Source organism: Pseudomonas sp. MM211 (assembly GCF_020386635.1).
Lineage (GTDB): Bacteria > Pseudomonadota > Gammaproteobacteria > Pseudomonadales > Pseudomonadaceae > Aquipseudomonas.
Genome location: NZ_CP081942.1, coordinates 3412165 through 3425072, shown reverse-complemented (window position 1 = coordinate 3425072; position 12908 = coordinate 3412165). Strand labels below are relative to the sequence as shown.

At 63.9% G+C, this 12908-nt stretch carries 11 protein-coding genes and 1 pseudogene; 10 read left to right on the top strand and 2 right to left on the bottom strand.

The window, feature by feature from the left end; translation table 11 throughout:
- Positions 1-71 precede the first annotated feature (71 nt).
- The 10 genes and pseudogenes from K5Q02_RS15710 to K5Q02_RS15670 all read left to right on the top strand — a co-directional run.
- A pseudogene (locus K5Q02_RS15710) lies at positions 72-818 on the top strand (ABC transporter permease); the annotation flags it as partial.
- Between the two features lie 13 nt (positions 819-831).
- Entirely contained in the window at positions 832-1626 is a 795-nt protein-coding gene (locus K5Q02_RS15705) for an ABC transporter ATP-binding protein (RefSeq protein WP_225832051.1), read from the top strand.
- 15 nt (positions 1627-1641) lie between these two features.
- The gene (locus tag K5Q02_RS24355) at positions 1642-1773 is read left to right on the top strand and encodes a hypothetical protein (RefSeq protein ID WP_268945232.1); all 132 of its coding nucleotides are present in this window, start codon (positions 1642-1644) and stop codon (positions 1771-1773) included.
- Positions 1774-1978: 205 nt separating this feature from the next.
- A complete protein-coding gene (locus K5Q02_RS15700; RefSeq protein ID WP_225832049.1) occupies positions 1979-4486 on the top strand; it encodes a TonB-dependent receptor plug domain-containing protein in 2508 nt (835 codons plus the stop codon).
- Between the two features lie 87 nt (positions 4487-4573).
- Entirely contained in the window at positions 4574-6202 is a 1629-nt protein-coding gene (locus K5Q02_RS15695) for an ABC transporter substrate-binding protein (RefSeq protein WP_225832047.1), read from the top strand.
- Positions 6199-7149, top strand: coding sequence for an ABC transporter permease (locus K5Q02_RS15690; RefSeq protein ID WP_225832045.1), 951 nt, complete (start codon positions 6199-6201; stop codon positions 7147-7149). Before K5Q02_RS15695 ends, K5Q02_RS15690 begins: the two co-directional genes overlap by 4 nt.
- Positions 7150-7151: 2 nt before the next feature.
- On the top strand, positions 7152-8054 hold the full coding sequence (locus K5Q02_RS15685) for an ABC transporter permease (RefSeq protein WP_225832043.1): 903 nt from the start codon (positions 7152-7154) through the stop codon (positions 8052-8054).
- The gene (locus K5Q02_RS15680; protein ID WP_225832041.1) at positions 8051-9685 is read left to right on the top strand and encodes a dipeptide ABC transporter ATP-binding protein; all 1635 of its coding nucleotides are present in this window, start codon (positions 8051-8053) and stop codon (positions 9683-9685) included. Before K5Q02_RS15685 ends, K5Q02_RS15680 begins: the two co-directional genes overlap by 4 nt.
- Positions 9682-10278, top strand: a complete 597-nt coding sequence (locus K5Q02_RS15675; RefSeq protein WP_225832040.1) for a histidine phosphatase family protein — start codon at positions 9682-9684, stop codon at positions 10276-10278. Before K5Q02_RS15680 ends, K5Q02_RS15675 begins: the two co-directional genes overlap by 4 nt.
- A 15-nt stretch (positions 10279-10293) precedes the next feature.
- Positions 10294-10566, top strand: a complete 273-nt coding sequence (locus K5Q02_RS15670; protein WP_225832037.1) for a hypothetical protein — start codon at positions 10294-10296, stop codon at positions 10564-10566.
- 11 nt (positions 10567-10577) lie between these two features.
- Here K5Q02_RS15670 and K5Q02_RS15665 read toward each other — a convergent pair whose 3' ends face one another.
- The gene (locus K5Q02_RS15665) at positions 10578-11003 is read right to left on the bottom strand and encodes a bifunctional diaminohydroxyphosphoribosylaminopyrimidine deaminase/5-amino-6-(5-phosphoribosylamino)uracil reductase RibD (protein ID WP_225832034.1); all 426 of its coding nucleotides are present in this window, start codon (positions 11001-11003) and stop codon (positions 10578-10580) included.
- Between the two features lie 38 nt (positions 11004-11041).
- The gene (locus tag K5Q02_RS15660) at positions 11042-12370 is read right to left on the bottom strand and encodes an LLM class flavin-dependent oxidoreductase (RefSeq protein ID WP_225832033.1); all 1329 of its coding nucleotides are present in this window, start codon (positions 12368-12370) and stop codon (positions 11042-11044) included.
- Positions 12371-12908 lie beyond the last annotated feature (538 nt).

The following is a 12908-nucleotide window of genomic DNA, read 5'->3' as shown; positions in this document are numbered from 1 at the left end:
CTCATGACCGACGCCAGCACCATCACCGTGAGCCGCACGATACAGCCCGCTCGCCGCAGCAAATGACCACGCCGGATTTTGTCCTGCGCCTGATCAGCCCTGTGGCCATTTTGCTGCTCTGGGAAATCGCTTCGCGGGCCGGTCTGATTCCCGCTCGCGTGATCGCCGCCCCGAGCGAGATCAGCGGCACACTCTGGGAATTGACGCGCAGCGGTGAACTGCTGCGCCACCTGCTGGTGTCCCTGCAGCGAGCAGTGACTGGCCTCGGCATCGGCGTGGCGATCGGCGTCACCGCAGCGCTGATCACCGGCCTGTCGAAACGTGGCGAAATCGCCCTCGATTCGCCCATGCAGATGCTGCGTACCATCCCGTCCCTGGCCCTGGTGCCGCTGTTCATCCTGTGGTTCGGCATTGGCGAATTCACCAAGGTGGCGCTGATCGTCATGGGCACCACCTTTCCGATCTACCTCAACCTGTTCGCCGGCATCCGCAATATCGACCCGAAACTGATCGAAGCGGCCAATACCTTGGGGCTGAACCGCCGCGAACTCATCTGGCACGTGATTCTGCCGGGCGCCCTGCCCTCGTTCTTCGTCGGCCTGCGTTACTCCCTGGGAATTTCCTGGCTGGCCCTGGTGTTCGTCGAGCAGATCAACACCACCGCCGGTATCGGCTTTCTGGCCAGCGATGCCCGCGACTTCATGCGCACCGACGTGATCGTCATCTGCCTGCTGATCTACAGCTTGCTGGGTCTGCTCATCGACGGCCTGATCCGCACCCTGGAACGCCTGGCTCTGGCCTGGCGCCCTTCGTTCATGGGCGACCTGAAGCATGAATGCGCACAGCAAGATCGACTACTCGCCAGCCGTCAGCCTGCGCGGCGTGGTGCGTCAGTTCGGCGACAACCGAGTAATCGATGAACTGAACCTGGATATCGCCCCTGGTGAGTTCGTTGCCCTGCTCGGCGCCAGCGGCTCCGGCAAGACCACCCTGCTGCGCTCGCTGGCAGGCCTGGACTCCATCGATGGTGGTGAACTGGTCGTCCCACAAGCCCGCGCTGCGGTATTCCAGGAGCCGCGACTGATGCCATGGAAGCGCGCCTGGAAGAACGTCACCCTCGGCCTGCGCGTGGCCAACCCCAAGGAGCGTGCCATCCAGGCGCTGACCGAAGTGGGCCTGGCCCATCGCCTGGAAGCCTTTCCCGCTACCCTGTCCGGCGGTGAATCCCAGCGCGTGGCATTGGCGCGCAGCCTGGTTCGCGAGCCCAAACTGCTGCTGCTCGACGAACCCTTCGCCGCCCTAGATGCGCTGACCCGCATCCGCATGCATCGCCTGATCATCGACCTGTGGCAGAAGCACACGCCAGCCGTGCTGCTGGTCACCCATGATGTCGACGAAGCCATTCTGCTCGCCGATCGCATCATCGTGCTGCAGAACGGGCGCATCGCCGAAGCGCTGCGCGTCGATCTGGCTCGCCCGCGTGACAACGGCCAGGCCGGTTTCAACGATATCCGCACGCGCCTGCTGGCATTGCTCGGCGTGGAAAAGGACGACCCGCAAAGCCTCGGCCGCGATCACAACCCCTTTCTCGCGTCGGGCTACCCGCTCAGCGCCATTGCCATCTAGGGCAGGAAGCCAATCATGAAACGCTATCTTTCCCGCATCGCCAGTCGCCTGCTCGACAACCTGCATGGCGACAGCGCCAGCACCCTGATCGGCTGGCCGGGTGTGCCGCCAGCAGACAGCGGCGAGCGAATGTGTCGCCCGCACTGATCGTCTAACCGGATAGCTCACCGGACAGACCCCGCAAGACCTCGAGCGATCTACCACCGCCTTGTCGCTCCCCACCACTCCCATAAAACGCGCAGGTGAAAACAGGCGCGTCAGGGTTTCGTGCGCCTCGCGCACGGCGGTGGACACCTTTTCGGACGACGCCGCATTGGCCGTCGCCGCAGCCTTTCAGACAGGGATAAGCGCCATGGCAAGACCTTTTTCCACTTCACGGCTGCGCCACCTGCGCAGCGCCCCAGCCCGTGCCGGGCTGACCTTCTCGGTACTCTCACTGGCCTGCCTGCTGGCGCCCGGCGTGCAGGCGCAGAGCAGCGAAACACGCCTGGAGACCGTCAACGTGATCTCCACCGGTGTCCGTGGGCAGCAACGCACGGTGGCCGATAGCCCAACACCAATCGACATCATCAACAGCGAGCAACTGCTCAAGACCGGGCGCGCCGAGCTCTCCGAGGCGATTTCCAAGCTGCTGCCGTCGTTCAACTTCGGCACCAACATCGCCGGGGTCAACTCCTCGATCCGCCCGCTGAGCAACCGTGGCCTGGGCCCGGCCTATACGCTGGTACTGGTCAACGGCAAACGCCGCCATAACGGCGCCGCACCCGCCAATGGCAGCACTGATAACAGCGGTGCGAACGCGGTGGATATCGATCAGATCCCGGTCAGTGCCGTCTCGCATATCGAAGTGCTCAAAGACAGCGCCGCGGCCCAGTACGGCTCGGACGCCGTCGCCGGGGTGATCAATATCATCCTTAAGGGCAATACCTCTGGCGGCCATGTCGAGACCAGCTACGGGAAGCTCTTCTCCGGCCAGGGCGAAACCATTAAAACCGCCGCAGACCACGGCTTTGCACTGGGCACCGAAGGGGGCTTCGTGCACCTTTCCGCAGATGCTCGCAAGCGCGGTACGGCAACCTGGGTCGGCAAGTCGCCGAGCACCGTGCAAGCCTATTTCGAGCCTGAGCGTCAGGCGGCCTGGGATCGAGTAAGCACCAAGAATGGCGACCCCGATCTGGAGGCCTTCAACCTGGCTTACAACGCCGAACTGCCATTGGCAGATGATCTGAAGCTGTACTCGTATGCGACCTACGGCGAGCGCAAAACCGAGGCGTTGAATCAGTTGCGCACGGCCAGGGGCGCGGCCTCGATCCCCGAACTGTTCCCAGACGGCTACTACCCGCTGAACAACCTCAAGGACACGGATTACCAATTTCTGTTTGGTGGCAAAGGCAACGTGGCGGACTGGGATTGGGATCTGTCCACCACCTACGGCCGCAACAAGATCGAGCACTCCAGCGACCTGACCATCAACCCCACTTACGGCCCCGACTCACCAACCTCGTGGGACGACCTGGCCACCCTGCAGTTCGAGCAGTGGGTCAACAACCTGGACATCACCCGCGCCTTCGACGGCGTATTCGGGCTTGCGGTACCAACCCAGGTATCCGCTGGCCTGGAGCACCGCTGGGAGCGTTTCCAAACCTTCGCGGGCAGCGATCCGCGTGCCTACAGTGTCGGCCCCTACACCTTCCCGGTCGGTAGCCCGCTGAACGGCGCCAATGGCGCGCAGCCATCGGTCGGTGCCCAGGCAGTCGTGGCCATTCGCCCGGAGGATGAAGCCGACGTCAAACGCAACAACCTCGCAGGCTATCTGGATTTCGGCTTCGACCTCAGTGAGCGCTGGTACGTGGGCCTGGCCGGCCGACTCGAGCACTATGACGACATCAAGGAAAACACCTTCAGCTTCAAGCTCAATTCGCGCTACGAACTGACCGACCAGGTAGCACTGCGCGGCACGCTTGGCTCGGGCTTCCGGGCTCCGTCTCTGACTCAGCTCGGTTATACCGTTTCCGATAACCGCACGGCTGCAGATGCCAACGGCAACGCAGTGCCGGCCCTGCGCTATACCGCCACGCCGGATAGCGCGCTGGGCCAGGCCCTGGGTGCATCCGATCTGAAACCGGAAAAATCGCGCAACCTGGGTTTGGGCGTGACCTGGCAGCCTGCGCCGCGTACCAGCTTTACTGCCGACGCCTACCTGATCGACATCGACGACCGCATCGTGCTCAGCGACAACATCGCAGCACCCGGCGGTGGCGCAGGCCCAATCGGCGACATCCTCGAGTCGGCGGGCGTGGCACGCAATACCTGGGTCAGCTACTACACCAACGCGTTCAACACACGTACCCGAGGCATCGATCTGGTAGCGGACCACCGCAGTGAGTTCGGCGCCTGGGGCGATGTGCGCTGGAGCGCGGCCTTCAACTACAACAAAACCACTGTTCGCGATAAGCGAGACAGCCCGTCGTTCTTGCAGAACGCCGGTATCGAAGTGGCCGGGCATGCCTCCGAAGGCCTGGTGGTCGCCGCAACGCCACGCAGCAAATGGGTGCTGGGTGCGAACTGGAGCCTGGGCAACTTCGCCGCCAACCTGCAGACCACTCGCTACGGCAAGGTCGAAACCTGGCAGCAGAACGCCGCCCAGGATCGCACCTTCGAAGCCAAGTGGATCACCGACCTGGATCTCTCCTACCTGCTGTTCGACAGCCTGACGGTCAGCGTTGGCGGCACCAACATCTTCAACGTCAAGCCTGACAACAACGGCATCACTCAGGCGGCCTTCAAATACAACTACGGCAACCCTCCGTTCCACCCTGGCGGCGGCTTCTGGTACACCAAACTCGCCTACGACTTCTGACTACAAGGCCGCATTGCCTACGGGCAGTGCGGCCATTTTGCCTGGAATCCCTTGTATGCAATTCATTCAACATAGTGGGAAGACGAGATGAAAAAAAACCGCCTTGCGACGCACCTGCTGGCCTCCTGCGCCCTTGCCCTCAGCCTGGTAGGTTGCTCGCCGTCCACCGACGAGGCTGCCAGCAAAACCCTGAACATCGCTTTCTTCGGCGATAACACCACCTTGGTCAGCGTCGACCCCTTCCAGGTGTACTGGCTGGAGCACCGCGTACTGCTGCGCAACGTCGCCGAGTCACTCACCGATCAGGATCCGGACAGCGGCAAGATCATTCCCTGGCTTGCAAAAAGCTGGGAAATCAGCGATGACGCCCTCAACTACACCTTCACGCTGCGTGACGACGTCACCTTCAGCAACGGCGAACGTTTCGATGCCAACGCCGTGAAGACCGCCTTCGACAGCAACAAGGCCCTGGCCACCGAGCTTCCCGCCACCTTCGGCGCCACCTACCTGGCGGGCTACGATCACGCCGAAGTGGTCGACGACTTCACCGTCAGGCTGGTGCTGTCGCAGCCGAACGCCGGTTTCCTGCAGGCCACCTCCACCACCAACCTGTCGATCCTCGCCCCGGCCTCCTACGCGCTCAGCGCCAAGGAGCGCTCGCTCGGCAAGATCATCGGCACCGGCCCGTTCGTGCTCGAGCACTACACGCCCGAAGTCGGCGCGAAGCTGGTCAAGCGTCAGGGTTACGCCTGGGCCTCGGCCAACGTGAAGAACCGCGGCGAAGCTCATCTGGATGCCGTGGAAATCAGCTACATCCCCGAGGAGAGCGTACGCAACGGCCTGTTCCTGCAGGGCCAGGCCGACATCCTCTGGCCACGCAACCCGTTCTCCGAAGTGGACCTCAAGCTGCTGCAGTCCAAAGGCGCGACCATCCAGAGCCGCTCCCTGCCGGGCCCTGCGCTGAACCTGTACCCCAACACCCGCGATGGGCGCCTGCTGGCTGACAAACAGGTGCGCCTGGCGCTGCAGAAAGGCATCGACCGCAAGACCTACGCCAGCACCGTGTACAACGCCGACTTCCCGGTGGTGAAGGGCATCTATGACGTGACCACACCCTACTTCAAGGACCAGGGCGACAAGTTCGCCTATGACCCGCAGGGTGCCGAACAACTGCTCGACGCCGCGGGCTGGAGCAAAGGCGCCGACGGCTACCGCAGCAAGGACGGCAAGCGCCTGAGCCTGAGCTACAACATCCAGGGTGCGGAAACCGCCGGCGACGTGCTGATCCAGGATCAACTGCGCAAGATCGGCATCGAGCTCAAACTGGCCGTGGTCACCCGCGCCGAGTGGACGACCGCAAACGCTCAGGGCAACTATGACCTGACGTCCACCTACATGACCCGCGCCGATCCGATCATCCTGCAGACCATCCTCGATCCGCGTACTGCCAACAGCTCGACCCTGGCCACCAACATCTACGAGCCACAGACGCTGGACAAGGCCAAGGCCCTGTTCGATGCCGGCATCACCGCCACGCAGGCCGAACAACGCGCACAGGCCTATGGCGACCTGCAAGATCTGCTGGTCGACGAGGCGTCCGCCTTTCCGATCGCCGAGCGCCTCTGGCAAGCCGCCACGGCGCAACGGGTGAAGAACTTCCGCTGGACCGCCGAGGGCTTCGCGCTGCTCAACGACATCGAGGTCGGTGAACCATGAACCGCTACCTGATCGGCCGGGTCGGCCAGGCGCTGCTGGTGCTATGGGGTGCCTACAGCATCACCTACTTCATCCTCTACCTGCTGCCGGGTGACACCCTGTCGATCATGCTCAGCGCCTCGGGCATGGAGGCCGATGCGCTGTCGCCAGAAGACCTGGCCAAGGCGCAGGCCTACTACGGCCTGGACAAGGGCATTTTCGAGCAGTACTTCAGCTTGCTCTGGGGCGCGATTCAGGGCGACTTCGGGCAATCGCTGTCGCTCAACCGCCCGGTCAGCGAACTGCTCGTCGAGCGCCTGCCGCAGACCCTGTCGTTGGCCGGCCTGGCCATCGTGCTGTCGATGATCGGCGGTATCGGCCTGGCCTACCTGACGGCCTACGTGCGCTGGCAGCCCCTGAAAGTGGCGCTGGCCCGCCTGCCTTCCCTGGGCTTTTCGGTGCCGGTGTTCTGGATGGGCCTGCTGCTGATACAGGTGTTCGCCTTCAGCCTCGGCTGGTTCCCGGCCACCGGTAGCCGCGGCTTCGACAGCCTGATCCTGCCGGCCGTGACCCTGGCGATCCCCAGTGCGGCGGTGTACGCCCAGGTACTGCAACGCGGCTTTCAGGGCGTATGGCAGGAACCCTATATCGCCACGGCCTATGCCAAGGGCCTGAGCCGCTGGCAGGTGCAGGCCCGCCACGGTTTCAAGAACGCCGCCCTGCCGATCCTCACCCTGATCGGCCTGCAGGTGGGCAACACGGTATCCGGCGCGGTGCTGGTGGAGACCATCTTCGCCCGCAACGGTGTCGGCCGCCTCGCTCAGGAGGCGGTACTGCGCCAGGACATTCCGGTGGTGCTGGCGATCGTCGCCGTGTCAGCCGCCGCCTTTGTGCTGGTGAACCTGATCGTCGACCTGCTCTACCCCTACCTCGATCCGCGCATCGCCCATGCGCCAAAGGTGTCCTGACCATGAATGCCGATAGCCGCCTTTCCTCGTTGTCTCATTCACCGGCCAGCGTGTCGTTGACCTGGCGCCGTCGCAGCCGCCTGCAACGGGCCACTGCGGCGCTACGCCCGTTGCTGCGCAAACCGGGCTTCAGCCTGGCACTGGCGGTGGTGCTGTTCGCCCTGGTAGCGGCACTGGTGCCGCAACTGCTGACAGGCTTCGATCCCTACGCGACGTCGCCAACGGACAAACTCACCGCGCCCAACGCGCTGCACTGGTTCGGCACCGATGAGCTGGGCCGCGACCTCTACACCCGTGTGGTCTACGGCTCCAGCCTGTCGGTACAGGCCGCTTTGCTGGCGGTGGGCATCGCCCTGTTCGGCGGGCTCGGCCTCGGCGTGCTATCGGGCTTCGCCGGCGGGCGTATCGATGCGGTGATCATGCGTTTCGTCGATGTATTGCTGGCCCTGCCCGGGCTGCTGCTGGCGCTGGCCATCGTCACCGCTATCGGCTTCGGCACCATCCCGGTGGCGATTGCCGTGGGCGTGGGCATCATCCCCGGCTTCGCCCGCACCACCCGCGCCGAAGTGCTGCGCGTCAAGACGCTGCCCTATGTCGAGGCCGCACGCCTGGGTGGCGCCAGTTGGGGCCGCACTCTTCTGCGGCACATTCTGCCCAACGCCTGGGGCCCGGTAGCGGTACTGGCTACTCTGGACTTCGGCGCGGCCATCCTGGCCACCGCCGGGCTGTCGTTCCTCGGTTTCGGCGCCGCGCCACCGGCCGCGGAATGGGGCACGCTGATCGCCAACGGTCGCCACTTCCTGATCACCGCACCCTGGGTGTCACTGCTGCCCGGGCTGTTCGTGGTGGCCGTGGTGTTCAGCCTCAACCATATCGCCCGCACCCTCGAGGAGACCCAGCGATGAGCAGCAGCGCACTGATCGACATCCGCAACCTGGCCGTCAGCTATCGCTCCGCCGGGCAGACCACCGATGCGGTGAAAGGCCTGTCTTTTTCCGTCGCCCAGGGTGAAACGGTGGCCATCGTCGGGGAGTCCGGTTCGGGCAAGTCGACCCTGGCCAACGCCATTCTCGGCCTGCTGCCCGACAGCGCAGCGATCACCGCTGGAGAGCTGCACGTCGATGGCGTCGACCTGACCCACGCCAGCGAACGGCAGAAGCGCGGCCTGCGTGGACGGACCATCGGCCTGGTGCCACAGGGCCCGATGGTCAGCCTCAACCCGACTCTGCGCATCGGCAAGCAGATCGGCGAAGCGCTGATTCTCGCCCAGGGTCGGCGCTACCCCGGTGTCGATGCCGACGTGATCGAGCTGCTGGAACAGGTCGGTCTGGACAAGCCGCTGTTGCGCGCCCACCAGTACCCACACGAGCTCTCCGGCGGCATGCGTCAGCGGGTACTGATCGCCATTGCCCTGGCTGGCAACCCGCGGCTGATCATCGCCGACGAGCCGACCAGCGCGCTGGACGTCACCGTGCAACGGCGCATCCTCGACCACCTGCAACGCCTGGTCGCCGAGCGTGGCATTTCCCTGCTGATCATCACCCACGACCTCGGCGTGGCCACGGATCGTGCCAACCGCATCCTGGTGATGAAACAAGGCGAACTGGTCGAACAGGGCCCGCCGAAGCAGATCCTCACGGCGCCTCAACATGATTACACCCGCGCGCTGATCGCCGCTGCACCGGCCTTTTCCAACCGCCGCAAGGTGCGAGCACACGAGCAGATTGCAGCCGATGCCACGCCGATCCTCAGCCTGCACAACGTCGGCAAGCGCTTCGCCCTGCCACGGGTCAAGGGCGAGGACAGCAGCTTCGTGGCGCTGGAAGACCTCAGCCTGCAGGTCTACCCCGGCCAGACCCTGGCCATCGTCGGCGAGTCCGGATCGGGCAAGAGCACCGCACTGCGTATCGCTTTGGGCCTGGAGAAACCCAGCCAGGGCCGCGTGCTGTTCGAACAGCAGGACATCACCGACCTCAGCTGGCGCGCCTTTCGCCCGCTACGCCAGCGCATGCAGCTGGTACAGCAGAATCCCTTCGCCGCCCTAGACCCGCGCTTCACCATCTTCGACAGCATCGTCGAGCCACTGGTGTCTTTCGGCTTGCTCAAGGGGCCGGCACTGGAGCAGGCCGCCCGCGAGCTGATCAGCCGCGTGCATCTGCCGATCAGCTACCTGGATCGCCTGCCCCGCGAGCTCTCCGGCGGTCAGCGCCAGCGCGTCGCCATTGCCCGTGCCCTGGCACTCAAGCCGGACCTGCTGCTGCTCGACGAACCAGTCTCGGCGCTGGATGTCTCGGTGCAGGCACAGATCCTCGACCTGCTCCTCGAACTGCAGCGCGAGCTGGGCATCGCCTACGTGCTGGTGTCCCACGACCTGTCCGTAGTGGCCAACGTCGCCGATCAGGTGCTGGTGCTGCGCAACGGCAAGATGATCGAGCAAGGCCCGGTAAGCCAGGTGTTCGATCATCCGGCCAGCGACTACACCCGTGAACTGATCGCCGCCATTCCGGGCCGGCAGCGCGCGAGCGCCGCGGCATGAAACTGTTACTGGTGCGCCACGGGCAAACGGCATTCAACCTCGAGCATCGCTACCTCGGCGCCCTCGATCCACCCTTGAACGACGCCGGCATCGCTCAAGCGCAAAGGCTGCGAGCCCAGTTACCCGACAGCATCGACGTAGTGATCAGCTCCCCACTGCTCCGCGCTCGCCAGACCGCAGAGGTTTTGCGTCATGACACGGCAGCCGCGGTAATCACGGACGACGCGTTCCGCGAGCGCAATGTGGGTGTGTTCGAAGGTCTCACTCAGGACGAAGCGCGCACGGCCTTTCCCGACCTGTGGGCGAGAAACATCACCCGCCAATGGCACGCGGCGCCCGACGGCGGCGAAACCATCGCCGCAGTATTCGCCCGCGCTCATACGGGCCTGACGCGGCTGCTCGAGCACTATGCCGACGCTACCGTGCTGCTGGTCGCCCACGGCTTCGTGGCCAAGGTCATCCGCGCCATCGCACGGGGCGATCACCACGACTTGTTCGACTGGCAACTGGACAACGCAGCGATCTGTGCGCTGCAAGTGAGCCTGCCGTTGGCCTCCCTTGAACCGGCGCTTAGCACCATGGAGCGGCCATGAGTAAGCCCGTCAGTGGTGCGCGACCGCAACCGGATCACGGGTGCAGGCGTCACATCCGGCATCGACTTTGCCCTGAACGTGGTTGCCGAGATCGCCGGTAACGAGCAAGCCCAGGCCATACAGCTGCAAATGGAATACGACCCAGAACCACCCTACTCATCCGGCTCGCCGCGCACTGCTACTCCAGCGCTGGTGGCGCGGGTGCGCGAGCAAAGTGCGAGGTTTATCGAGCGCCGCCGTCAGGCAACACTGCGAGCGGCGCAGCGGCTGGAAAGCAGAAACGTCTAAAACAGCTCATGTCACGCATCCGTAGCAATACACACCAGGTACTCCCGCAGATCGCGTTCAGCTTCGTCAGCGCTGACCCCGATGACGACCTCAATCCCGGCGTCAACAAGTATTCGGGCGCCGGCCCCTGCATTTCTCGGATCGGGATCCAGCATGGCGATGAATACCCGTTCGATACCCTGACTGACCAAGGCCTGCGCGCATGACGGCGTACGGCCATGAAACGAGCAGGGTTCCAGGGTGACGTAAGCCGTCAGGCCCTGCTGACTTCTCGCTGGCAGTTGGGCCAGGGCCATTGCTTCGGCATGATGCTGGCCAGGCGCCTGGGTGTGGCCTCGGCTGACGACGCGGCCCTCTCGAACCAACACGCAGCCGACCGGCGGGTTCGGCAAGCACGCCGGTAAAGCTTGCCGCCCTTCAGCCAAGGCGAGCGACATGAAGTACTCAGGGCCTGCAGATGCCTCGAAAGGCAAACTCACGACGAACGTCGGTTAGCAGGAATCGCCAGCCCCAGGCTCTCACGCAAGGTGCTGCCTTCGTACTGGCGACGATAGACCCCACGCTCCTGCAGGATCGGCACCACCTCTTCGGTGAAGCGCCTGAACTGCTCCGGGTGGCCGATGTAGATGTTGAAGCCATCCAGCGCCCGGGCTTCGAACCAGCGGATCATTTCATTGGCCACGGTTTCGGCCGAGCCGACGAAGCCGTTTGGCCTGAGCGTCAGGCCGTTGGCAACCGCCTGACGTAGCGTCCAGCCCTTGCTGACGGCCTGGTCGGTAGCGGCCTTGGCGGCGGTGTAGAAGCTGCTGCGGGCAAATTCCAGAGCCTCGACCGGGAACGGGGCATCGAGATCGTACTGGCGGAAATCATGCCAGCCGAAGGAGCGCCCGAACTCGGCCACGGCCTGTTCGAAGCTGTGGTCGATGTCGTGGTAATGCCGTTCGATCTCGCGGGCCTGCTCGTCGTTATCGCCGATATAGATCTGAGCGCCGGGCAGGATGATGATCGCGTCCGGGTCGCGGCCCTGTTGCTGCGCGCGCTCCTTGATGTCGCGGTAGAAGGCCTGGCCCTTCTCCACGCTCGGCGCGTGGGTAAACACCACATCGGCAATGCCAGCGCCCAGATCGCGACCCTGCCGGGAGTCGCCCGCCTGAAAGATCACTGGCTGGCCTTGGGGCGAGCGCTGGATGTTCAGCGGCCCGACCACCGAAAAATACTCGCCCTTATGATCGGTGCGGTGCAGCTTGGAGCGATCAAGAAACTGCCCGGTTTCGCGGTCACGCGGCAGCGCATCGTCCTCGTAGGACTGCCACAGCTTCTGCACCACCTGCACGTGTTCCAGGGCACGGCCATAGCGGGTGTCGTAATCGTAGTGCTCGTCACGGCCGTAGTTGCCGGCAGTTCCGGCATCACCACTGGTGACCACGTTCCAGCCGGCGCGCCCCTTGCTGATCAGATCCAGCGAGGCCAGTCGGCGGGCGACGTTGAACGGCTCGTTGTAGGAGGTGGTCAGGGTGCCGACCAGGCCGATATGTCGGGTAGTGACGGCCAACGCGGAGAGCAGCGTCAAGGGCTCCAGCCGGTTGAGGTAATGAGGCGGCGAGTCGGGGGTGATGAACTGGCTGTCGACGATGAAGATCAGGTCGAACAGCGCCGCTTCCGCCTGCCGGGCCAGGTCGATAAACCAGTCGATGTTCACGCTGGCATCCGCGGGAATCGCCGGATCGTGCCAGAGGTTATGCCGCCCTGGCCCGCCGACGCCCATGGGCACCGCACCGAGCTTCATCTGTCGTTTGCTACTCATATCCCATCCCAAAAACCTTTTCACAGCCCTCATTAAATACTTATTACTGATATTTAAAAATACATTAGATAAGTAAATTACATAATTAGCTTAGAACCAGAAAGACTTTCACAGGCATTTATTAGAGAGATAAGGTCAATCCCAGACCGACCCCTTTCCTGGCGGAGGCCGTCTTCCACGACCGACCACCAGGAGCATGCCGTACATGACCGTCTTTTCCAGATTGCGACTGCCTGCCGACCAGCCGGGCATCGACGCCCGCCTCGCGGACACCACGACAATTTCCTCAGTACGTGGTGAAAAGCAGCTCCGTGCGCTGTATGGCTCGCAACACACGTGCGGCAATCGGCACATGCCGCCTCCCTTCCCAAACAACCGCCCTGCCCGCCGCCGATTGGTGCTTACGGCCTGCCCGCTCAGTACCGCCGCGACTCCGCTAGGGACGAATGGCTGGGTAGTCCAGGCGACATCAACCAGCGCCGGCGCATGGCAGAAATCTTCGGCCTGGCCCGCAGCCAGGCCACAGCCAACACAATCT

Coding starts and splice junctions, on each gene's coding strand:
- K5Q02_RS15665 (WP_225832034.1), bottom strand. CDS start 11,003: ATGTCGCTCGCCTTGGCTGAAGGGCGGCAAGCTTTACCGGCGTGCTTG.
- K5Q02_RS15680 (WP_225832041.1), top strand. CDS start 8,051: ATGAGCAGCAGCGCACTGATCGACATCCGCAACCTGGCCGTCAGCTAT.
- K5Q02_RS15705 (WP_225832051.1), top strand. CDS start 832: ATGAATGCGCACAGCAAGATCGACTACTCGCCAGCCGTCAGCCTGCGC.
- K5Q02_RS15690 (WP_225832045.1), top strand. CDS start 6,199: ATGAACCGCTACCTGATCGGCCGGGTCGGCCAGGCGCTGCTGGTGCTA.
- K5Q02_RS15675 (WP_225832040.1), top strand. CDS start 9,682: ATGAAACTGTTACTGGTGCGCCACGGGCAAACGGCATTCAACCTCGAG.
- K5Q02_RS15700 (WP_225832049.1), top strand. CDS start 1,979: ATGGCAAGACCTTTTTCCACTTCACGGCTGCGCCACCTGCGCAGCGCC.
- K5Q02_RS24355 (WP_268945232.1), top strand. CDS start 1,642: ATGAAACGCTATCTTTCCCGCATCGCCAGTCGCCTGCTCGACAACCTG.
- K5Q02_RS15695 (WP_225832047.1), top strand. CDS start 4,574: ATGAAAAAAAACCGCCTTGCGACGCACCTGCTGGCCTCCTGCGCCCTT.
- K5Q02_RS15685 (WP_225832043.1), top strand. CDS start 7,152: ATGAATGCCGATAGCCGCCTTTCCTCGTTGTCTCATTCACCGGCCAGC.
- K5Q02_RS15660 (WP_225832033.1), bottom strand. CDS start 12,370: ATGAGTAGCAAACGACAGATGAAGCTCGGTGCGGTGCCCATGGGCGTC.